The sequence below is a fragment of the Thermoanaerobacter thermocopriae JCM 7501 genome (assembly GCF_001310975.1).
Lineage (GTDB): Bacteria > Bacillota > Thermoanaerobacteria > Thermoanaerobacterales > Thermoanaerobacteraceae > Thermoanaerobacter > Thermoanaerobacter thermocopriae.
Genome location: NZ_BAZY01000033.1, coordinates 1 through 22,167, shown reverse-complemented (window position 1 = coordinate 22,167; position 22,167 = coordinate 1). Strand labels below are relative to the sequence as shown.

Below are 22,167 nucleotides of genomic sequence, written 5' to 3'. Positions count from 1 at the left end.
ATATAATTTTTAATATCGGAGGGATAATAAATGTCACACAAGAATTACAACAGATGGGCAATTCTTTCTGCTGTCGTCATAGGTAGTATCATGGGACCAATTGATGGAAGTATTGTTAACATAGCAATGCCGGAATTTACGAAAGTTTTCCACACAAATATAACAACAGTAAGCTGGGTTTCCATGACATATTTATTAGTTTTAAGCAGTCTAATGATGACTTTTGGCAGACTTGGCGATATGTTGGGTTATAAAAAACTGTATCAATACGGTCTTCTGACTTTTTCGATATCTTCTGCGGTTTTGAGTCTTTCTGTAAATATATATATGTTAATAATTATGCGAGCTATCCAAGCAATAGGAGCTGGCATGGTAATGTCAATGACATCGGCTATTATAACCTCGGTGTTTCCTCCAAACGAAAGAGGCAAAGCTTTAGGCATTAATGCTATGTCTATATCTATCGGACTTGCAATAGGTCCTACATTAGGAGGTTTTCTTTTATCAAATTTGGGTTGGCAGTCTATATTTTATATAAACGTTCCTATTGGTATAATAGGTTACATATGGGCTCATATCGTAGTACCTGACAATAAAGGAGTTCCCGAAAAATTCGATATTTACGGATCTATTTCTTTCTTTGTCTTTCTTGCAAGCCTCTTACTCTTTATATCAGAAGGTGGAACATGGGGTTGGACATCACTTCCAAGTATAATTTCATTATTGACATCAGTAACATTTTTAACAATCTTTGTAATTATAGAAAATAAAGTAGACTTTCCTATGTTTGACTTCTCTCTTTTAAAAATAAGGTCTTTTACTTTTGGAAACATTAGCACACTGTTAAACTTTATGGCTCAAAACACAATGACTTTTTTAACCCCTTTCCTCCTTCAACATCTAGGGTTTACCACTGAAAAAACAGGTATAATAATGACTTCTTTCCCCCTCATTATGTTCGTTGTAGCACCCTTAAGTGGCATTTTAGCTGATAGATACGGAGCCCAAATCCTCTCAACTATTGGTGCAGTAATTTCTGCAACCGCCCTTTTTCTCATGGCAACTTTAACGGAGAAATCTACGATGTTCGCCATTATGGCCCGCCTTGCCATTTTTGGCGTAGGAAATGCCATTTTTCAGACGCCAAACAACAGTGCAATAATGGGAAGTGCGCCAAAAAACAGATTAGGAGTAACCTCCGCCTTTCTCGCAACAATGAGAAATGTAGGTATGGTAATGGGCATTGCAGTAGGAAGTGCTATATTTACAAACAGGTTAAAAGCCTACCAAGCTCTAAAATTTTATTCCAACGCTGCCTTTATGATAGCTATTAAAGAAGCTTATATAGCCGCTGGAATTTTTTCATTAATATGCGCGTTTACTTCTCTTGTAAGAAATAATGTTAAATCAATAAAAGGAAAGGATTGGTTTAAATGGAGACCACTCTTGCTATTGTAAAACCTGATGGTGTCAAAAGGGGGCTTATAGGAGAAATATTGAAAAGATACGAAAACAAAGGTTTAAGGCTTAAGGCCGCAAAAGTAATAGTACCCACTCGTGAGCTTTTAGAAAAACACTATGAAGAACACAAAGGCAAGCCCTACTATGAGCCCTTAATACAGTACATGTCTTCAGGTCCTGTTTTCGCAATGGTATTGGAAGGAGAAAACGCTGTAAAAATAGTAAGGCTTCTAAATGGTGCCACAAAAGTAGAAGAAGCACTTCCTGGAACGATAAGAGGTGATTTTGCCGTAAGCACCACTTTTAACATCATACATGGCTCAGATAGTATCGAATCTGCAAAAAGAGAAATAGCACTGTGGTTTCCTGAATTAGAATGAATATTTTTATTGGGATGCCATTTTGTAACAAGTCACTTCACCAATGCAAAATGCCTCCTCCATATGAAAAAATTAGTCTGAAGGCGAAGTGACTTCACTTCGCCTTAATTAATGGTACTATATAAGCAGTATAAAGATTATTAAATACAAATTCTATTGAAGAGAAAAACACAACCACCAGCCAATCAAAACCAGCAAGCACTGTTGTCTTAAACACAACATTTAAAAGTGGGATATATATTGTAGCTAAGAAAAGCAAAAATGATATCAAAACTGCTAAAACCAAGTACGGATTAGTAAAAACTCCTATCTCAAATATTAAATTTCTTTCTGACCTACATTCAAAGGCGTGTATCAGTTCTACCATCACTAATGTAGCAAAAGCTACAGTCCTAGCTTTTTCCAATGTCCCATAACTTAATGCAAATACATATGACCCAAGAGTACCCATTGCCATCAAAAATCCCACTATAATGATTCTTATACCCAATCCTCTTGAAAACACACTTTCTTTAGCTTCCCTTGGTTTCATCATCATTATATCTTTTTCAGGAGGATCCATCCCCAGAGCTAAAGCCGGCAACCCATCAGTAACAAGATTCACCATTAATATTTGAATTGGTGCAAGAGGCAATTTCAAGGCCATTAAAGCTGCAAAAAACATAGTCAAAACTTCTCCAAGATTACAAGAAAGCAAAAATCGTATAAACTTTCGTATATTGTCATAAATTATTCTTCCCTCTTCAACAGCTGCCACAATAGTGGCAAAATTATCATCTAATAAAATCATAGAAGAAGCCTCTTTCGCAACTTCTGTTCCTCCTTTTCCCATAGCAATACCTATATCTGCCTCTTTCAAAGCTGGGGCATCATTTACACCATCTCCTGTCATAGCTACTGTAAAACCTTTGTTTCTAAGGGCTCTGACAATTCTGAGCTTATGCCTTGGAGTTACTCTTGCATAAACACTAATATTTGTACAAGCTTTCTCAAGGTCCTTATCGCCCATGTTATCTAAATCCTGCCCCGTAATTACTTTATCCTTTTTCTCTAATATTTTTAATTTTTTCGCTATAGCAGTTGCAGTAATCTTGTGATCCCCTGTTATCATAACCGGTTTTATTCCTGCCATCTTGCATTTTAAAATTGCCTCATATACCTCCCTTCGCGGAGGTCTATCATCCCTTCCAATCCTACAAAAACCAAATCTTTTTCTATAAATTCCGCAACCATTGGAAATTTAGGAGGAAGTCTTTTGTAAGCAAAAGCCAATACTCTTAAAGCTTCACTTCCAAAATTTTCATTGATATCCAATATTCTTTTTTTATCAAAAACAGTAAGAGGCACTTCTTTACCTTCTGTATATTTATATGTACAAAGGTCTAACATTACATCTGGGGCACCTTTTACATAAACATATTTTTCACCCTTTATCTCCACAATAACAGACATCCTTTTTCTTTCCGAATCAAAAGGAATTTCTTCTATTCTTTTGATATTTTCTACTAGTTTAAGAGAAAGTCCTGATTTAATTGAAAAAGAAAGTATAGCAGCTTCAGTAGGATCTCCTATGTATTTTTCTTCTTCTAAAGTTTCTTTGCCAATTTTTATCTTTTCTCTCTTAATCTTTGCATTATTGCACAATGCCCCTATCTCTAACATCTTTCTAAAAGCACTTCTCTCTTTATTTGTTATTTTCGCAAATTCTTCACTTTTATCCCCTTTTACCTCCAAAACTTGCTCATCGCAAAACACTTTTGTCACAGTCATTTTATTCTCTGTCAAAGTACCTGTTTTGTCAGTGCAAATTACATTAGTACATCCTAATGTTTCAACAGCAGGTAATTTTCTTATTAATACATTTCTTTTAAGCATTCTTTGTACTCCAATTGCCAAAGAAACTGTAACAACAGCAGGAAGTCCTTCAGGAATAGCAGCAACTGCAAGGCTTACACCTGATAAAAACATATAATACAAAGACTCTCCTCTTATTATTCCTAATACTATTACAATACCGCATATAGCAAGAGCTCCAACTACTAGCACTTTTCCCAGTTTATTAAGTCTTATCTGCAATGGAGTTTCATTTTTTTCAATGTCTTTAATCATTCCCGCAATTTTCCCCATCTCTGTTTGCATACCTGTAGCAGTTACAATAGCTTTCGCTCTTCCTTTAGTAACAATTGTACCCATATAAACTACATTACTATTAGTTACTGCCACTCTCGTTACATTGCTTACAGCTTCCTTGTTGACAGGGATTGATTCACCAGTCAAAATCGATTCATCTACTTCTAAATTATGGCTTTCTATCAAAACAGCATCTGCTGGAACTTTATCCCCCGCCTCCAAAATGATAATATCATCTATTACAATTTGGGAAGCTTCTATCTCTTTTTGTTCTCCGTCCCTCAAAACCTTTGCAATAGGTGCTGCAAGTTTTTTTAAAGCTTCCAAAGACTGTTCTGTCCTATACTCCTGGATAAATCCTAATACAGCGTTTAAAATGACTATTAACGTTATTGTTAAAGCATCGGCTAATTCTCCCATTAAAGCAGAAATTAAAGTAGCTGCCAATAAAACCATCACCATAAAATCTTGAAATTGATTTAAAAATATTTGCAAAGGGCTAATTTTGTGACCTTCCTCCAATATATTCGGCCCATATTTTAATAGTCTTTTTTGCGCTTCTTGACTATTTAAGCCAGTAAAGTTAGCTTTATCAAAGTAGTAAATTGCTTGTTCTATTTGTTTCTTAGAGTAAGTCATTCCAATCCCCTTTCTTAAAACTTTTTGCTCTTTAAATAAAATATGAGGGCATTTTAAAAAACATGCCTCATTCTTTTAAACTCTGCCAGCCCTCTCTTGCAAGATTGACTATTAAATTATGTCGAGATTTGTCAAGATGGGTTATGACTCTATTATACCATTTTAATGCCTCTTCTCTATTGCCTAACATTCTATTAAGTTCTGCTATCATGTATATAAGAAGTATTTCTTCCTCATATCTATCCGAACTACTATAGGCTTTTACATAAGAATCCAATGAATATTTAAGATATTTTTCTTCATTTGGCTTATCGTTTAAAATTCTATATATCCAAGCTATTCTAAGGCAAGTCTTTGCAAATATTATGGGTTTATCTTCTTTTAGCTGGGAGCAATATAAAGCCAATAAATAGGCTTCCAATGCTTTTTGAGGTTTTCTTTCTCCAGAAAACTCCCTTTTGACCCATTTATCCGTTACCATAGATAAGATTTTTTCCCTTTTGTCATTGGTAATCCTGTCAAACTCCGATTCCAAAGCAGCATATCCACAATTTGGACATACAATAACCTCATAAAAAAAAGGGTTAATCCCATCTTTATATTTAGTATAAAAATCCCTTTCTCTTTCCTCCACCTTTAATTGTGAAGTCCTTATTTTGGTATATGTAAACTCTTTTTTACATACCGGGCACACAATTTTTTTATCATATAAATATTTGTTCTCCAATATTACACCTCCATCTAACATCAATCTTATGAAAATATTTTACCATATTTATCTACATTTTTCGACATCCTGTAGATAAAAGACCAGCCATTTAAAAAAACTATTTGTGATTAATCATTCCATATGTAAGACTAATAAGCATAATAATGCCTCCATAACCAGCAATGGGGTACAAATAATGAACAAGTTTTGCAAAACCAAATCTACTAGCTATAAGGGCTATTGCTCCTGAAACAATAGTAAAAATTTTATATTTCACTGACCCTATTTCTGTAAACCTTGCAGCAAATCCATATAGATTTCCAACAGCCGTAGTGTATATTTCCGCAATTAAAATAAAACTATATACAAATTTCAAAGCCGATGAAATCTTACCAGCAATGTAAAGCATAGGTATTTCATAAGAAGATGCAGAAGGCATATTTAAAAGTATTGTAAAAAATATCAAAAATGCTCCCAAGCCTAACCCTATTCCCCCCAATGCAGCACCCCATCTTAGTTTTGACCTATCGCTGGTCCTATCACCAAGAGGAGCAAGAATAGCAACCGCCATCAAAAGATTATAGGAAGCATAAAGTACTCCCGATAATGCAAAATTTTCTACTGCAGCTTTGAAAGGAAAGTCAGCAGTTGTTATAACTGTAATATCTGGTCCATAAAAGAGAGAAAAAATACTCACAATAATTACAGCAAGCAATAGCAAAGGTACCACAAAAGATATGGCAGAAATAACTCCTCCAATTCCTGTTAATACTGTTATAACTGATATTACTGCCATCACTACACCACCAACGGCAGAAGGGAGTCCAAATTGTTCTTCAAAAATTGCACCACAACCTGCTATCATTGCAGACAATGCTCCAAACAAAAAAAATGTAATTACTAAATCTATCACTCTTCCAAAAAAAGGTCCACCAGTTTCCATAATGACTTTTTTATAAGAAGAGGCTTTAAACCTGTTACCTAATTGTAAAATAATATACCCATAAAGCACAAACATAAAAACTGCAATTAAAAGCCCTATAATCCCTTTTATCCCATGGTATGCAAAAAATTGTAATATCTCTTGTCCTGAAGCAAAGCCTGCTCCTATTACTGTACCTATATAAGTTGCAGCAACTTTAAAAACCGAAATTTCTTTTTTACTCAAAAAAATCCCGCCTTTCTTTCTATTTAAATATATTTTGGGCGGAACTCAAAATATTATTCTTTTAGAAAATTTATTTACTTTTTATCATAAAATGAGTTAAAATAGTAGATGTTGTAAACCGGTTTCGAGGTGAGAAAAATGAAAAGAAAAAATTGGATCATCTTCTTTTTAATAATAGCTGTCCTGGTTTCAGCAGCTTTTTTTGCATATAAGTACTTCAAGAATTTACAAAATAAAGAGACGCCACTATAGGCGTCTTTTCAGTCTGTAAAACCAGCAAGGTCTGTTTTTTATTGGTTCTATTACCTCAATATCTTAGTACTTCGTTGATAATTAATTTTTTATCCCCCTTTTCCCTTTTCTCCTAAGCTTTTACAGTAGTTTTTTTAGGGTCAGTATTCTTCCAATATTCCATAAAGAACACTATAAAAATACTGACCATAAGACCCAATATAAATGCTATAATTATATTCAATGACTTTTTAGGTGCTATTGGTTTATCCGGCACTAACGCTTTGCTAGTTATAAGAATGCTCTGTTTGCCAAGGTCTGATTCTTTAAGTAACTCCAGCATATTATATTTTTCCAGCATTATATCTCTTGTGTTTTTTAGTAATTCCAACTGTTTTTGTGTTTGTTCAATTAAAAGTCTGTCTTGTGAATTTGTTTGAATTTCATTAAGTTTGGTAGTCGTCTCTCTTATCTTATCATTTTGGAGATTTATAAGTTTGTTCAAAGTTTCAATTAATTTATCTGTCTGTCTGTTATTTCTCTCAATAATATAACTCCGAAAATTTTCGGCTATCGTATCTGCAATTTTTGCCGCAAGCTCTGGATTATCTTCTTTAACAGTAACCGTTATAAGGTTTGTATTATTAACGATAGAAACTGAAATTTGCTTTTTTAAATTTTCTACCGTGTACTTTTGAGGATCTAATCCTAATTGTTTTACAGTATTCATAAGGACAATAGGATTAGTAACCTCTTCTTTAAATGCCTCCACTGACATATCAGGATATTTCAAAAGTGAAGACAACAACAAAGATAAGTCTTTATCTATGCTGTCACTTTGTACAGACGGCAGGTTTGAATCCTTTCCAGGAAAAATAACCGTGGTATTTGAACCAAAAAAACCTGTTTCAGGTGTTACATCAGTAACAGACAAAGTGGTAGTAGCTTCATAGGTAGGTTTTATTACAAAAAAACTAAGCACTACTGCTACTAAAGTTGCAGCAAGCGTTACAATAATGATTGTCTTTTTATGTTTTAAAATTATCTCAATAAGTTCCCGCAATGAAATTTCTTCTTCCAATTTTTATCCTCCTTTATCTTTAAACTTCTTGTGTAATTGTTGGTGCAGCTTCTTCTCCCACCGGATCTAAATTTCTTGCAACCTCCAATAAATATCTCTTAAAAGGTTCTCTTAAGTCTTCTCTTTTTAGAGCATACTCAACAGTTGCCATAAGGTAACCTAATTTATCTCCCACATCATATCTTTTGCCAATAAAATCATAGGCGTAAATTGCTTCATAATTTAAAAGAGTTTTTAAAGCATCCGTAAGCTGTATCTCACCTCCTGCTCCTGGTGGCGTGTTTTCCAATATTTCAAATATTCTTGGCGTTATTATATATCTTCCCAGAATAGCTATATTTGATGGTGTTTCTTCTTTTTTAGGCTTTTCTACGAGATTATTCACTTTGTACAATCTGTCCTCAATAGGTGTAGAATCAACAATACCGTATTTATCTACATCCTCATACGGCACTTGTTGCACTCCAATAATAGTGCAGTTGTACCTTTCGTATTGTTCAATCATCTGCTTCAAAACAGGAACTTCAGCATCTACTATGTCATCCCCCAAAAGAACAGCAAAGGCTCATTTCCCACAAAAGCTCTCGCACAGTATATGGCATGACCTAAACCTTTTGGCTCTTTTTGCCTAATGTAATGAATATCTACCATATTAGTAATGTCTTCCACAAGATGCAAAAGGTTTTCTTTCTTTTTCTTTTTTAACTCCAGCTCCAACTCTACTGATTTATCAAAATGGTCTTCTATCGCTCTTTTATTCCTCCCAGTTATTATAAGTATATCTTCAATTCCAGACTGTATTGCTTCTTCAACTATGTACTGAATAGTGGGTTTGTCCACAATTGGAAGCATTTCTTTAGGCTGGGCTTTGGTAGCAGGTAAAAACCTGGTACCAAGGCCTGCAGCCGGAATTATCGCCTTCCTTATTTTCACTATTTTTTCCTCCCAATATAAGCTTTATGGCTTATTTAAACTCCACGCCAAATTTAGCTAAAGCTTCTGAAAGCTCTTTTTTAATAGCTTCAAGCTTTTCTTCTGTCTTTGCCTCACATCTCACAATAAGCTCTGGTCCCGTATTAGAAGCTCTAACCAGTCCCCATCCTCCATCAAACAACACTCTTGCACCATCAACATCTATAATGTCATATCCTTTTTCTTTAAAGTACTCGGTCACACCATTTACCACATCAAATTTTTTCTCATCCTCACATTCTAATCTTATTTCAGGTGTTGCAGGATATTTAGGAACATCAGCTAAAAGCTCAGACAAAGATTTATCTGTATGAGAAAGTATTCGTAGTAGCCTTGCAGCAGCGTATGCCGCATCGTCAAAACCATAGTACTCATCTGCAAAAAACATATGGCCAGACATCTCTCCCGTAAATACAGCACCTAATTCTTTCATCTTTGCTTTTATGAGGGAATGTCCTGTTTTGAAAAAGATAGGTTTGCCTCCTAATTTCTCAATTTCTTCTACTAATGCCTGAGAACATTTCACTTCTACAATTGCTTCAGCACCAGGATGTTTTTTCATTATTTCTCTCCAATAGAGAATCATCAACATGTCTCCCCAAATTATGTTCCCTTTTCATCCACAACACCAATTCTATCACCGTCACCGTCAAAAGCTATACCCAAATCTGCGTTTACCCTCTTTACTTCTTCAATTAAATCTTTTAAGTTTTCTTCTTTTACTGGATCTGGAAAATGGTTTGGAAATGTAGGATCAGACTCACAATAGAGAGGATATACTTCACAACCTAAGTTATATATAACATCAGGATAAAAATATGAACCCGTTCCATTTCCACAATCGACAACAACTTTAAGTTTTCTTTCGCCTAATTTAACATTTTCTTTTATCATATTAACATACGCATTAATAGGATAAGCATATTTTACATTTCCCGTACCTTTTTCGAATTCTCCTTTTTCTGCCAGATAGTATAGCTTTTTAAGTTCATCGCCATAAATAGTAGAAGGTCCTACCATAACTTTGAAACCATTAAATTGAGGGGGATTGTGGCTTGCAGTAATCATCATCCCTGCTTGATAATTGTATAGAAAATTTGAATAGTAAAAAGCTGGAGTCGTTAAAACCCCTACATCCAGCACATCACAACCTGTTGAAGTAAGTCCTTTAACCAAAGCGTCTCGCAAAGGCCTTGATGACAACCTATTATCCCTGCCTATAAGCACATCCTTAATTCCCTTTTGTCTTACATATGTACCAAAAGCCTTTCCTATCATTTCTGCCGTCTCATCTGTTAAATCTTCACCCCACACCCCTCTAATATCATACATTCTAAACATATTTTCATTCAACTTCATTTGTCTCAACCTCCTTTTTATGTCATACAATTTAATTATATAAATAATACTGAAAATCCTCAATACACAATTTTCACAAAATTGTTTCTTAACTTTCCACAAATATATTAACAAGCGTAAACCAGACTCCTTCGCTGCTCAGATGCATTTTCAATTACTTCAATAGCTAAATCTACACTTTTCAGTTCTCCCGCTATACTAAGCATAACTTTTGCTCTCTTTTTCCTTTTGTCTATTTTCTTAATAAGCCCTTCGTAACCTTTTAATGGTCCTTCAATTATCTTTACTCTTTCTCCTTCCATTATACCTTTTGACACATCTATTAAATCAGAATTTTTAATAAGAGACAAAATTATTTTCATCTCCTCTTCTCTTACAAAAGCAGGCCTTTTTCCTTCTTTCAGAAACACACCCATTTTTAAAACTTCAGACATTTTATAATATAACTCATCACTCATTTCGGCATTTACAAAAACATATCCAGGAAACAAAAGTTTAATTTTTTCTACCGGTTGTCCTTTTACTCTCTCTATAATTTTTCTTTTCGGAACAAGTAATTTCACTTCCTCTTTAAAGCAATTCTGAATGATATCTTTAACTTTGTTTTCAAAACCACCGCGAGTAAATATAACATACCATTTTTTCATTTTTTTACACCCCAATTAATAATTTTATCTCTTCTTCTTACAAAGTTCAACATAATATTTCCCAATTCTTGCATAAATGAGTATCCCAATGGAAAATAAAAAATTGGCACTCAATCTTGTCTTATTTTCATTGCCACCACATTTCTCAACAAAACTTATAAACTATCCCAATCGACAATGTTTTTCCTTAAACAAATTTTCATACTTTTAAACATATATTCACCTCATCTTAAAATTTTAATCTGCACCTTTTACAACCGCAAGAGGTATAAGGCGTGCAACAGGTGTTGTAATTCCTCCTTCTGAAAGGACAGAAATAACTTCTTCCACATCTTTATAGGCCAGCGGCGACTCATCAACTATATCCTTAAAAGACCTGACATTGTATATAACATCTCCCATAGCCTTTTCAAATTCCTCTTTAGTGATTTTTTTCGCTTTGTTGCGAGAAAGCCTTCGTCCTGCCCCGTGATTTACCGAATAAAAAGTTTCTGCCGCTTTCTCTGTGCCAACCACAACGTAAGAACCTGTACCCATACTGCCGGGAATAAGAGCAGGATGTCCTGATTCTTTGTAAAAAGAAGGATTTTGCGGATGCCCCGCTGGTAAAGCTCTCGTCGCTCCCTTTCTGTGAACAAGAAGCTTTTTCCCTCCATGTTCTTCCCATTTAGCAATATTATGAGCAACATCATATACCAGTTGAAAGCCCATAGATTCTGAAGATTTTTTTAATACATCTTCAAATGCTTTTATAACATCAAACATAATTATTTGTCTGTTTGAAAAAGCAAAATTCACTGCTGCTGCCATGCTTTATAATACGCCTTACCTTCCTTTGAATCAATAGGAGCTGCCGCAAGCCCTTTTTCAGGAACATCAACACCGTATTTCTTTGCCGCCTCCCATAGAATCTTAGTATAATCTGTCGCAATCTGATGTCCAAACCCGCGGCTTCCTGTGTGAATCATTACAGCAATTTGCCCTTTGAAAAGTCCAAAATGCTCTGCCAATTTCTCATCCAAAATAGAGTCAACCTGTTGAATCTCTATAAAATGATTGCCCCCACCTAAAGTGCCAAGCTGCTCTTCTCCTCTTCCTTGCGCTTCTTTTGACACAGCAGAAATGTCTGCCCCTGAAAGCTTTCCACCCTCTTCAATAAAGTTTAAATCCGATTTTTTCCCAAAACCTGCCTTAATGACAGCCTCTACCCCATTATGAACTACATCATCAAAAATTAACCTCGTAATACCTTTATGCCGTCCCTTTTTCCCTATGCCTGTAGGAACATAATACTCAATCCGTTCTATAAGCTTATACAAAAGCTCTTTATTAAAATACTCTGCTTCAAGATTAGTTCTCAAAAGCCTTACACCACAATTAATATCATATCCTACGGCTCCCGCTGAAATAACCCCTTTCTCCTCTATCGCCATAACTCCTCCTATAGGAAGACCAAACCCTTCGTGAATATCCGGCATCCCTATAACTGGTTTCACCACTCCAGGAAGGGTGGCAGCGTTGGTAATCTGTCGTAAAGACTGGTCTTCATGCAAAAGCTCTTTTAAGGTATCATTCACATAAATTACTGCATCAACACGCATTTTGCCAAACTTGGGAATGCACCATTTATTAATCCCGTCTTTTACTACCGTATAACCCTGTATAACCTCTACCCCATGGAAGTTTACCCCCTTCCTATCTCTTATTTTCCTAAAATTCACGAATAAAAACATATCATCTAACATTAAATTTCTGTTGATTGTTCCTTATCTTGTAATTCTTTTTTAATTTCATTATATCATACTTAACTTTTAAGTATTCTAATAAAAGCCAATACAGTAAGTAATATAAAAACCCCACTTTTTATACATGTAAAAAGTGGGGTTTTTGTCAACGTTTTTGATACTGGTCGTCCAAAACATTTACTATTCTTGCAGTAAACATGCGACTCTTTTCAAAAAATCTGTTATTTACGTATATACCAGCGAAAACAAGTATGATAAAAAGAAACCCTATTAGAAATGAAAAAAGTTCTTTCCACATGATATTTAAAATATCTGCAAGTTTCAGCCCTAAGATCACTCCCAAAATAAAACCTGCCAGTGGAATTACGTATAGTATAAAAGTAGCAGAAAGAAGCGCCTTAGACTCCATCTCAATTTCCACTATTTGACCTACTTCCGCCTTCGTTTCATTTTCAGCCCAAACTTTCAAAGGCTGTCCTTTAACGCCACCGCTGCATGCCCTACATTTATCACACGCAGATGTCCGTATCACTGCAACTTCGGCCTTGTTACCCTTTTTTGAAACAACAATAGCCTTCTCTTTCACAAAAATCCCTCCGATAGTTTTTATGATATCACACAAATACTTTTAAATCAATGTTATGTTTAAAATAAAACCGTCGTTATTAAGAAGCACTAAAATAAAAAAGACTCATGTGAGGAAAATCCCCACAGGAGTCTTTTTCAAAATTACTTCATAAACAGAGGTGCAAAAACCAGGGCCACGATAGTCATGAGTTTTATCAGGATGTTCAGGGACGGGCCAGAAGTGTCTTTGAAGGGGTCCCCCACAGTATCTCCTACAACAGCCGCTGCATGGGTGGGTGTACCCTTGCCTCCATAATTTCCTTCCTCAATATACTTTTTGGCATTATCCCAAGCTCCGCCTGAGTTAGCCATCTGAATTGCTAACATGACGCCAGTCACCAATGCACCAGCTAAAAGCCCTCCCAGAGCTTCTCTGCCAAATATAAACCCAATGGCTAGTGGTGCAATAACAGCAATAAGGCCCGGAATTATCATTTCCCTAAGAGCCGCTCTAGTGCTTATATCAACGCACCTTGCATAATCAGGCTTGGCCTTTCCTTCCATTATGCCCGGAATTTCCCTGAACTGCCTGCGAACCTCTTCGATCATCTGGGATGCCGCTTTCCCCACTGCTTCCATAGTCATCGCAGAAAACAAGAAAGGCAGCATTGCTCCTATTAAAAGACCAACTATAACATCAGCCCGCAGTAGGTCGATACCCTCTTTTAAACCTGCAGCGGTAGTATACGCTGAAAACAGTGCTAGAGCCGTCAGTGCTGCAGAACCAATGGCAAATCCTTTGCCCATGGCTGCCGTGGTATTTCCGACCGCATCCAGCTTGTCGGTGATTTTTCTGACAGATGGGTCAAGTTCGGCCATTTCCGCAATACCACCAGCATTGTCGGCTATAGGCCCATAGGCATCTACTGCAACAGTCATGCCCGTAGTTGACAACATACCAATTGCCGCGAGAGCTATACCGTAGAGGCCAGCGAATTTATAGGATATAATTATTGCTAACGCTATAAATAACACCGGCAAAGCTGTACTTTTCATTCCAACAGCCAGGCCTGTTATAATGTTTGTAGCTGGTCCAGTCTGAGACGCTTTTGCAATTTCTCTTACAGGATTGTAGTTAGAAGAAGTATAATATTCAGTAAGTATTCCTATCAAAACCCCCACTACGATACCAGAAACAGCCGCATAAAAAGCGTTAATTTCTTGTAAAAAATACCTGCTGAAAAAGAAAGTGATCAATATTACAAAAATAGCACTGGCAAAGCTGCCCTTGCTGAGAGCTTTCTGTGGATTGGCTCCCTCTCCTGTCCTTACAAACAAAGTCCCAACTATGGAACTGATAATTCCCGCCGCTGCCACAAGCATTGGAAAGATGACGCCCTTGATACCATATGGTTGATTTGTTACAGGACTGATAGCAACAGCGCCAATGGCTATACCGGATATTATTGAACCCACGAAAGATTCAAAAAGGTCAGCCCCCATACCGGCCACATCACCTACGTTATCCCCTACATTATCAGCTATTACCGCCGGATTCCTGGGATCATCCTCAGGTATACCCGCTTCCACCTTGCCGACAAGGTCAGCTCCAACATCGGCTGCTTTAGTATATATTCCTCCGCCAGCTCTAGCAAATAAGGCTATTGAACTGGCTCCAAGGGCAAAACCATTGATGACGTCAAAACTTTTTACATCCGAAGGGTCCCCGAACAAGAAATATAGTATCCCGAGCCTAAAAGGCCCAGGCCAACCACTGACATTCCCATCACAGTACCGCCAGAAAATGCTATGGAAAGGGCCTTATTCATTCCTTCCCGTGCCGCATTAGCGGTTCTTACATTGGCTCTGGTAGCAACGCTCATCCCAATAAATCCCGCTAGAACCGAAGCTATAGACCTGTTATGTAAGTTACAGCCGTTTGCCAATTTATGAACGTACCTATAACGAAGAACATTACGGCAACGAATATCGCCAGAGTTTTATATTCCCTCAACAGGAAAGCCATGGCACCTTCGTGTATGGCATCGGATATTTCGCGCATTTTCTCGTTCCCTACAGGACTCTTGATAATCATCATGGTGCGCATGAAAGCGAACAAAAGTGCAACCACGCCTGAGATAGGTGCTAGCCATATTAATTTTTCCATTATAAACTTCCCTCCAATACACAAATTATTTTAGATTACCGCAGTACCCAAAAACCTCATAAACTAAAGGGTTCTGCTATATATTTCCAAGGAATTCCTCACTTTTGTTTATTCGGCAAAAATGAGAGAATTCCTCTAAAAAACAAAGTTAAACGAAGAGCATAAGCGTAATGTTTTTTTCGATTTTTGGGTTGTTCTAATTACTATTTTATTGTAATAACTTTATTATTTATGTTTTATATTTCGCTTATTGTTGTTGTAAATTAAGTATAGTTCCGAAAGATATCTACCTCGCCATTTTTCTATGATAAATACTAGCCATCTATTTTTCATAATTGTTATAACACATTTTACAATATAAGACAAGGTATTTAAAAGCCAAACCTTCGAATATTATAAGTTATTCTTTTACTTAATGCTTAGAAAAACAAACTTCCTACACCATAACTCAATATCATAACTAAAATAGCTGCTGTAATATTTCCCATAAATATGGCTAAAAGCGCCTGCTTGAATTGCATGTTTAAAAGAGCTGCAGCTAAACTTCCACTCCATACTCCCGTTCCAGGCAAAGGAATAGCTACTACCAGTACAAGCCCCCATACGCCATATTTCTGTATTTTTTCCCCATTATACTTTAAAGATCTATCTGTAAGCTTATCTACTAACTTTTTAAATAATCTCGTTTTTTTAAGACGAACAAATATAGGTTTAATGGTAAATAATATAAAGGGTACTGGTATCATACTACCTATCAAACTTATAATCGTAGTATAAAAAGGAGATAATCCTAAAGATATGCCTATTGGAATTGCTCCTCTAAGCTCTACTACAGGCAATGCTGCTATAAATAGAACTGCTAATTCTCTAGGTAGAAAGTTGAGTATTTCTTTTACAAATGATTCCATTATTATACCCCTTTACATTCTACTTAGAATTTCTTTGTAATTTACATAACTCACTAATAAATTTATATTATATTGTTTACTAAATAGCTTGCTCTGCATTTTTATCATTATCTTTATTCTAGTCTTTATATTATTATATCTCATAAATGATAAATTTTGAACAATAATAATTTAAATTCTCTATACTATCTCTTAGCAACTTTAAACTACAGTTAATTAGGAAGCCCCCAAACATTGCAAAAGTCTTATTTATATATTCACCACAAAAGTTCCACGTAACCATCGTGTGAAAAAAAACGGAACAAAATAGCCTATTTGTGCGTCTATATTTTTGAAGAAAAATTTAGCCCGTCTTTTCATAGATTAGCTGTTGTGTGTCAATCTTTTTAAGTTGTTTTCTGCCGGAATAAGCTTAGTCTCATATTCTTCAATTTTAAAATTTAACCTTTCCAGCGCTCTCTTCATTTCTTCAATGCGTGAAAGAAGTTTCTCCCGTTGCTCGATAAGGATTTGTTTTCTGGCCTCTATAGTTTTGTCGCCCTGTTGGAGCAGCGTAACATACTCGACCAGCGTCTCAACTTGAACACCTGCGCTGCGCATACATTTAATGAATTCAATCCACTTACAGTCTTCCTCCGTATAATCCCGGATACCGCTTTCGTTGCGATTTACCCTGGGGATCAGGCCAATACGCTCATAGTAGCGGAGTGTATCCGGTGAAAGGCCAAATTTTTTGCTTACTTCTGCAATCGTCATGTGGCTTCACCTCCAATGTTCAATATTATTTAATACTCGGAGTTAACTCCAAGTCAAGGGTTTTAATATAGTAGCACTACCTGTGCTACTATATTAGATAGAAGTTTCTAACCCAAGTTTGTTTTATACACGTGCTTTGGCTATGCATCTTTTCCCTCTATTTTAAGCTGCAAATAATATTCATCAGAAACAGGTTCCATCCATTCAACTTCACCCTTTTTAGGATTGGCTGTAATCGCGATATGAGAAAGCCAACTATCCTGAGCCGCTCCATGCCAATGTTTAACACCCGGTTGGATTTTTACAACATCGCCTTCTTTGATTATCTGTACAGGCCGACCTTCTTCCTGATAATAGCCTCTTCCTCCGGTAACAAGCAAAATTTGTCCGCCGGGATGTTTATGCCAGTTATTCCTTGCACCCGGCTCAAAAGTAACATTATAGATTGGGCAATTAAAAATGCCGTCGTTAGAAGCCAGCGTTTCAACCCAGACTGTTCCTGTAAAATGTTCACTTTCAACTTTTTGCCCAAGTGGGAAAATTGTCCTGCCGCTTAAGTTTCCTGGTTCGGTTTTATCCATTCTTTTTCCTCCCTTTCATTTACGGTATACTATGATATCAAACCAAGTCTCTTAAGCCAGTCTGCAATATCTTTGTCTGCTCTGTTAACATTACTTCCGCGAATGGCTAAACCAGGCAGTACCTTGGCATTCGGGCAAAGTCTCTTGATATCGCGCTCACTGCTTCCCATTCCGCTACCTTCATGTGTGCAAAATGGAACAATGGTCTTTCCCGCGAAATCATAAGACTCTAAAAATGTAAACACAGCCATCGGCATCGTTCCCCACCAATTGGGGTAGCCGATGAAAATCACATCGTAAGAATTTATGCCGTCTAGCTTATTTACAAGTTCTGGTCTGGCATTTTGCCTTTTTTCTTCCTTTGCTACTTCTGTTGTTTCTGTATAATCTTCCGGATATGGCTTTACCGTTTTAATTTCGAACATATCACCACCAGTAAGTTCGTGTATCTTCTTCGCTATTACCTCTGTATTTCCAATCGGCAGGTTTAAAATACTGCCACCTACATAGTTATTTCCTCTGCGAGAAAAATAAGCGATAAGAATCTTTGAATACGGCAATTCCTACACTCCTTTCAAAATCACTGTTTTTCATTTACCCCCTATATATCAAATTTAAGTGTGCCAAGCCATTTCACGGTTTCCGGATCATTATGCGATAAGAACAAGCTCTTTCTTGTGTCTAATGTTGCAATCTTTTCCACATCCTCTTGACTCAATTCAAAATCGAAAATGCTAATGTTTTCCATCATCCTTTCTCTGTGCACAGTTTTAGGGATTGTGACTATCCCTCTTTGAACCAGCCAGCGCAAAATCACCTGCGCAACTGTTTTATTGTACTTTTTGGCTATAGATGCTAAAACTTCATTCTGAAAGATGTTGTTCCTACCTTCTGCAAAAGGACCCCAGGCTTCTGGCTGTACATTATATTTCTTCATGAACTCGATGCTTTCTATTTGCTGGCAGAACGGATGTATTTCTATCTGGTTCACAGCAGGAACTACCTCGTGGTGAACTATCAAATCCATGAGACGGTCCGGATAGAAATTGCTCACACCTATTGCCCTCACAAGCCCCTCTTTATAGAGTTCCTCCATAGCCCGCCAAGCACAATGCACATCACCAAACGGTTGATGAATCAAATAAAGGTCGATATAGTCAAGCTGAAGCTTTTTAAGCGATTTTTCAAATGCTTTTTTCGCTGATTCGTAGCCCGCGTCTTGTATCCAGAGTTTTGTAGTAATAAATAGATCTTCTCTTTTTACTATACTTTCCTCAATTGCTCTCTTAATAGCCTTCCCAACCGCTTTTTCATTCATGTAAGCGGCTGCTGTATCGATCAACCGGTAACCCGCTTTGATAGCTTCGTAAACACACTGTTCGCACTGTTCAAGATCAGTGATCTGATAAACACCGTAGCCCAAAATGGGCATCTCAACGCCGTTATTCAAAACTACTTTTTGCATGTTAATCCCTCCTACTGAACTAATTACATTGCCATACGCAGTATCTCTACAATATCTTCCTTCCTCAAAGGTGGACGACCTGGAAGCTTTCCTTCTTCGTCACAAAGAACTTCCAAAGTCTTATCAGCCAATAGGAAAGCATCTCATCAGTGACTTTTCCAATTCGGAAGTCTGGGCGCTTTTCCTGCCCGTACAAGCATATCCTTAGGATCACCTTCATAAAGGACTGAGGCTGCAATTACTTTTGAGGCATCCATGACGCTGCCGCCACCCATACCTATAACCACATCACATTCTTCCTTTTTTGCCAGTTCTGCAGCACGCACTGCAGTTGACAGCCGTGGGTTTGGTTCAACACCAGTTTTCATACCCGTTTTTCCAAAATCTCTGTAATGCATCATCCTACCTTCTATTATCAATCTTGGCATTAAAATAACTACTGCTCTTCAATTTCATTTAAAGGATTTATCGATACGTCATTTTTTCTACCTCCTCCGGATATCGCCCACCCTGGATAGAATTTTTGAAAGTGCTTCATTTATCTCTCTTAATTCTTCTTCAGTAAATGTTATAGATACAGCACCTATATTTTCTTTGAGTCGTTCAAGTTTTGTTGTACCAGGAATTGGAACAATCCAAGGTTTTTGAGCTAAAAGCCAAGCTAAAGCTATTTGTGCAGGAGTTGCTTGCTTTCTGCGGGCAACTTCCTTTATAAAATCAACAAGTGCAAGATTTGCCCGTATTGCTTCAGGTTGAAAACGAGGAATACTGCTACGTATATCTGTTGAATCAAATTGAGTTTTCTCATCTATAGTTCCTGTAAGAAATCCCTTCCCAAGCGGACTGTAAGGAACAAAACCAATACCTAATTCCTCACACGTTGGTAGTACTTCTTCCTCAGGCTTCCTCCACCATAGAGAATACTCACTTTGAACAGCGGCAACTGGACAAACTGCATGAGCTCGGCGAATAGTTTCTGCACTTGCCTCCGACAATCCAAAGTATCTTACTTTCCCTTCATGGATGAGGTCCTTTACCGCTCCAGCCACGTCTTCAATGGGTACATTTGGATCCACACGGTGCTGGTAGTAAAGATCAATCGCGTCTACCCTGAGTCGCCTGAGAGAACCTTCTACAGCTTTTTTGATGTGCTCTGGTCGGCTGTTAAGTCCCCTCCAACCAGGTCTTCCGTCAGGATATAAATCAAATCCAAACTTGGTAGCAATCACCACCTCGCCCTTGAACGGCTCCAAAGCCTCTCCCACAAGTTCCTCATTAGTGTACGGTCCATAAACCTCAGCGGTATCAAAAAAGGTAACACCCAGTTCTACTGCCTTGCGAATGAGCGCAATCATCTCTTCCCTATCGGAAGAGGATTCTGACCAAAACTCATCCGCATACATCCCAGTCCAATTCCGGAAACCTCAAGACCAGATTTTCCCAGTTTTCGCTTTACCATAGATAACCCCCCTATGTTTTATCTACAATTTAAAGTATACTTGCTGGAGTTAACTCCAAGTCAATACCTTTTGGAGGATAAATCTTAGTAACTATCCTGGGGCCTACTTGTAATTTGCTTTTTTCTACCACCAACCGCGAAAATCCCCCAAAACTAGACCCTCACCTGCCCAAACCGATGGGCCTACTTGTTATCTTACTTTTCCCCGCTCGGCTGGTACCATTGGAATTGGAAAGGAGACAATGCCAGATGGCCACTGAGATTGCAGAAACCTCTGTGGAAAGAAAACGCAACATAGTGAACAGAGAGCTAGAAAACCCTATCCGTCCCGAAGACTGGACTTACAAGGACAGGTAGCAGCAACCTTCCAGCACGAAATCGCCACAATTGATTCAGTCGTATCATTCTACAATGAGGGCGTTTCCCGCATTATCCTTACCGACCCGAAGAACTTGAATCTCGGCATAGGCACATGTAGCTGGTCGACTTCGTTTATGGAGAACCATCGTCAACGCTGCGTTGGAACGAGTAAGTACGGGTATCGCTGACTAAGCCAGCAAACCTTTTCATGTGAAGAAGTCCTGCCAGTTAAGAGAGGTTCACCGGGGCCTTTTATTTTTTGTGCTGACAATTTCCTACAAAAATTTTATTGGTCCTCTTTTAAGTCCTTGGGAAGTACACTATATTTTAACAGTTTCAATTCCTTATAGACTCCCATACCGCAAATGCGGCACCAGCAGAGGATGAAAATACCATCCCCTTTACGGGAAGCACGCAGGATAGAATAACCCCTTATGGTTGTTGCACCAGCTCTTCAATTTTACAGTCGCTATCGTTCAAATTTTAAAAAAGGAGTTGGCTCTTTCATGGATTTAGTATCCAGTCGTTCTATACTTGCGGCTATTGTAAATGGTGAAGAAAATCCCGAAACCCTGGCTGAGCTTTCTCAAGGCAAGCTAAAAAATAAAATGGAACAGTTCCCCTCTGCTGCCCATTTGTGTTCTTAGCTGCCTCAAAGGCAAAAGAAACTTATCTCTCAAGTCAGTACCACCGCATCGCTGCTCGAAGAGGAGCAAACCGTGCAGCAGTTGCAGTGGAACATAGCATTTTAATTATAGTTTATCATATTCTCAAGCGAAAGCAACCTTATATTGAATTAGGTCCTACTTATTATGAAGAAAAAAAGCGTAATATGATTATTCGTCAATCTTTAAAAAAGCTAGAGTCTTTAGGTCTTAAGGTCACGGTCGAATCTGCAGCGTCTTAACTTTTTATTTTACTTTATTAACCATTCATTTATCCCATATTTTTACATCGGTATGGTTTAGTTTTTTGTTGCCTTTTTGAGAGACACTATTTTCAGGATAGGTAGGCTAAAAACTCATGTTTTGCTAAGTTGCTGTAAATAGCATTCCAAGTTTCAATTCCTAGGTAGGCTAAAAACGCTCTGGGCATGAAATCCCAGTATACCCGCGAGGAGCTGTTTCAATTCCTTATAGGTAGGCTAAAAACCGGGGTAGGACAAGAGTTAAGGGTAAGGAACCTTGTGTTTCAATTCCTTATAGGTAGGCTAAAAACGGAAATAAAAAATAAAAGGAGGAGACTTAAAATGTGTTTCAATTCCTTATAGGTAGGCTAAAAACCTGGGCGGAAGTTTGTTATACGTGAAAATGAAGTGCGTTTCAATTCCTTATAGGTAGGCTAAAAACAAACAAAAGAACTTCGAGAGCTAGAAGCAGAGA

General features: G+C 37.3%; 14 protein-coding genes and 6 pseudogenes. 3 read left to right on the top strand and 17 right to left on the bottom strand.

Annotated elements, in window-relative coordinates; all coding sequences use genetic code 11:
* The first annotated feature begins 30 nt into the window (after positions 1-30).
* Both JCM7501_RS10660 and ndk read left to right on the top strand, forming a co-directional pair.
* Positions 31-1,458, top strand: coding sequence for an MFS transporter (locus JCM7501_RS10660; protein WP_028992413.1), 1,428 nt, complete (start codon positions 31-33; stop codon positions 1,456-1,458).
* The gene (ndk, locus tag JCM7501_RS10655) at positions 1,434-1,841 is read left to right on the top strand and encodes a nucleoside-diphosphate kinase (protein ID WP_013150042.1); all 408 of its coding nucleotides are present in this window, start codon (positions 1,434-1,436) and stop codon (positions 1,839-1,841) included. Before JCM7501_RS10660 ends, ndk begins: the two co-directional genes overlap by 25 nt.
* 94 nt (positions 1,842-1,935) lie before the next feature.
* Here the strand turns inward: ndk and JCM7501_RS10650 are convergent.
* The 17 genes and pseudogenes from JCM7501_RS10650 to JCM7501_RS10570 form a co-directional block, all read right to left on the bottom strand.
* Positions 1,936-4,610: pseudogene (locus JCM7501_RS10650) on the bottom strand (calcium-translocating P-type ATPase, SERCA-type).
* 67 nt (positions 4,611-4,677) lie between these two features.
* The gene (locus tag JCM7501_RS10645) at positions 4,678-5,358 is read right to left on the bottom strand and encodes a DUF2225 domain-containing protein (protein ID WP_051421923.1); all 681 of its coding nucleotides are present in this window, start codon (positions 5,356-5,358) and stop codon (positions 4,678-4,680) included.
* Positions 5,359-5,437: 79 nt separating this feature from the next.
* On the bottom strand, positions 5,438-6,487 hold the full coding sequence (locus JCM7501_RS10640) for a YkvI family membrane protein (protein WP_028992410.1): 1,050 nt from the start codon (positions 6,485-6,487) through the stop codon (positions 5,438-5,440).
* Positions 6,488-6,851: 364 nt separating this feature from the next.
* Positions 6,852-7,799, bottom strand: coding sequence for a YveK family protein (locus tag JCM7501_RS10635; RefSeq protein WP_028992409.1), 948 nt, complete (start codon positions 7,797-7,799; stop codon positions 6,852-6,854).
* Positions 7,800-7,818: 19 nt separating this feature from the next.
* Positions 7,819-8,732: pseudogene (gene galU, locus JCM7501_RS10630) on the bottom strand (UTP--glucose-1-phosphate uridylyltransferase GalU).
* Between the two features lie 31 nt (positions 8,733-8,763).
* Positions 8,764-10,130, bottom strand: a pseudogene (locus tag JCM7501_RS10625) (phosphomannomutase/phosphoglucomutase).
* Positions 10,131-10,237: 107 nt separating this feature from the next.
* Positions 10,238-10,777 (bottom strand): antiterminator LoaP, encoded by a 540-nt coding sequence (gene loaP, locus JCM7501_RS10620; RefSeq protein WP_028992407.1) that lies wholly within the window; start codon positions 10,775-10,777, stop codon positions 10,238-10,240.
* 237 nt (positions 10,778-11,014) lie between these two features.
* A pseudogene (locus JCM7501_RS10615) lies at positions 11,015-12,378 on the bottom strand (RtcB family protein).
* Between the two features lie 289 nt (positions 12,379-12,667).
* Entirely contained in the window at positions 12,668-13,108 is a 441-nt protein-coding gene (locus tag JCM7501_RS10610) for a SoxR reducing system RseC family protein (RefSeq protein WP_028992405.1), read from the bottom strand.
* A 143-nt stretch (positions 13,109-13,251) separates the two neighbouring features.
* Positions 13,252-15,256, bottom strand: a pseudogene (locus JCM7501_RS10605) (sodium-translocating pyrophosphatase).
* Positions 15,257-15,675: 419 nt separating this feature from the next.
* Positions 15,676-16,164, bottom strand: a complete 489-nt coding sequence (locus JCM7501_RS10600; protein ID WP_028992403.1) for a COG2426 family protein — start codon at positions 16,162-16,164, stop codon at positions 15,676-15,678.
* Between the two features lie 363 nt (positions 16,165-16,527).
* On the bottom strand, positions 16,528-16,920 hold the full coding sequence (locus tag JCM7501_RS10595) for a MerR family transcriptional regulator (RefSeq protein ID WP_012994806.1): 393 nt from the start codon (positions 16,918-16,920) through the stop codon (positions 16,528-16,530).
* A gap of 140 nt (positions 16,921-17,060) precedes the next feature.
* Entirely contained in the window at positions 17,061-17,501 is a 441-nt protein-coding gene (locus JCM7501_RS10590) for a (R)-mandelonitrile lyase (protein ID WP_028992402.1), read from the bottom strand.
* A gap of 29 nt (positions 17,502-17,530) precedes the next feature.
* Entirely contained in the window at positions 17,531-18,061 is a 531-nt protein-coding gene (locus tag JCM7501_RS10585) for a flavodoxin (protein ID WP_013150034.1), read from the bottom strand.
* Between the two features lie 41 nt (positions 18,062-18,102).
* On the bottom strand, positions 18,103-18,966 hold the full coding sequence (locus tag JCM7501_RS10580) for an aldo/keto reductase (protein WP_173571591.1): 864 nt from the start codon (positions 18,964-18,966) through the stop codon (positions 18,103-18,105).
* Positions 18,967-19,112: 146 nt separating this feature from the next.
* Entirely contained in the window at positions 19,113-19,394 is a 282-nt protein-coding gene (locus JCM7501_RS10575; RefSeq protein WP_054644871.1) for an iron-containing alcohol dehydrogenase, read from the bottom strand.
* 57 nt (positions 19,395-19,451) lie between these two features.
* On the bottom strand, positions 19,452-20,321 hold the full coding sequence (locus JCM7501_RS10570) for an aldo/keto reductase (RefSeq protein WP_256201410.1): 870 nt from the start codon (positions 20,319-20,321) through the stop codon (positions 19,452-19,454).
* Between the two features lie 982 nt (positions 20,322-21,303).
* On the opposite strand from JCM7501_RS10570, the pseudogene JCM7501_RS10565 reads away from it, so the two are divergent.
* A pseudogene (locus tag JCM7501_RS10565) lies at positions 21,304-21,692 on the top strand (IS110 family transposase); the annotation flags it as partial.
* Positions 21,693-22,167: the final 475 nt, after the last annotated feature.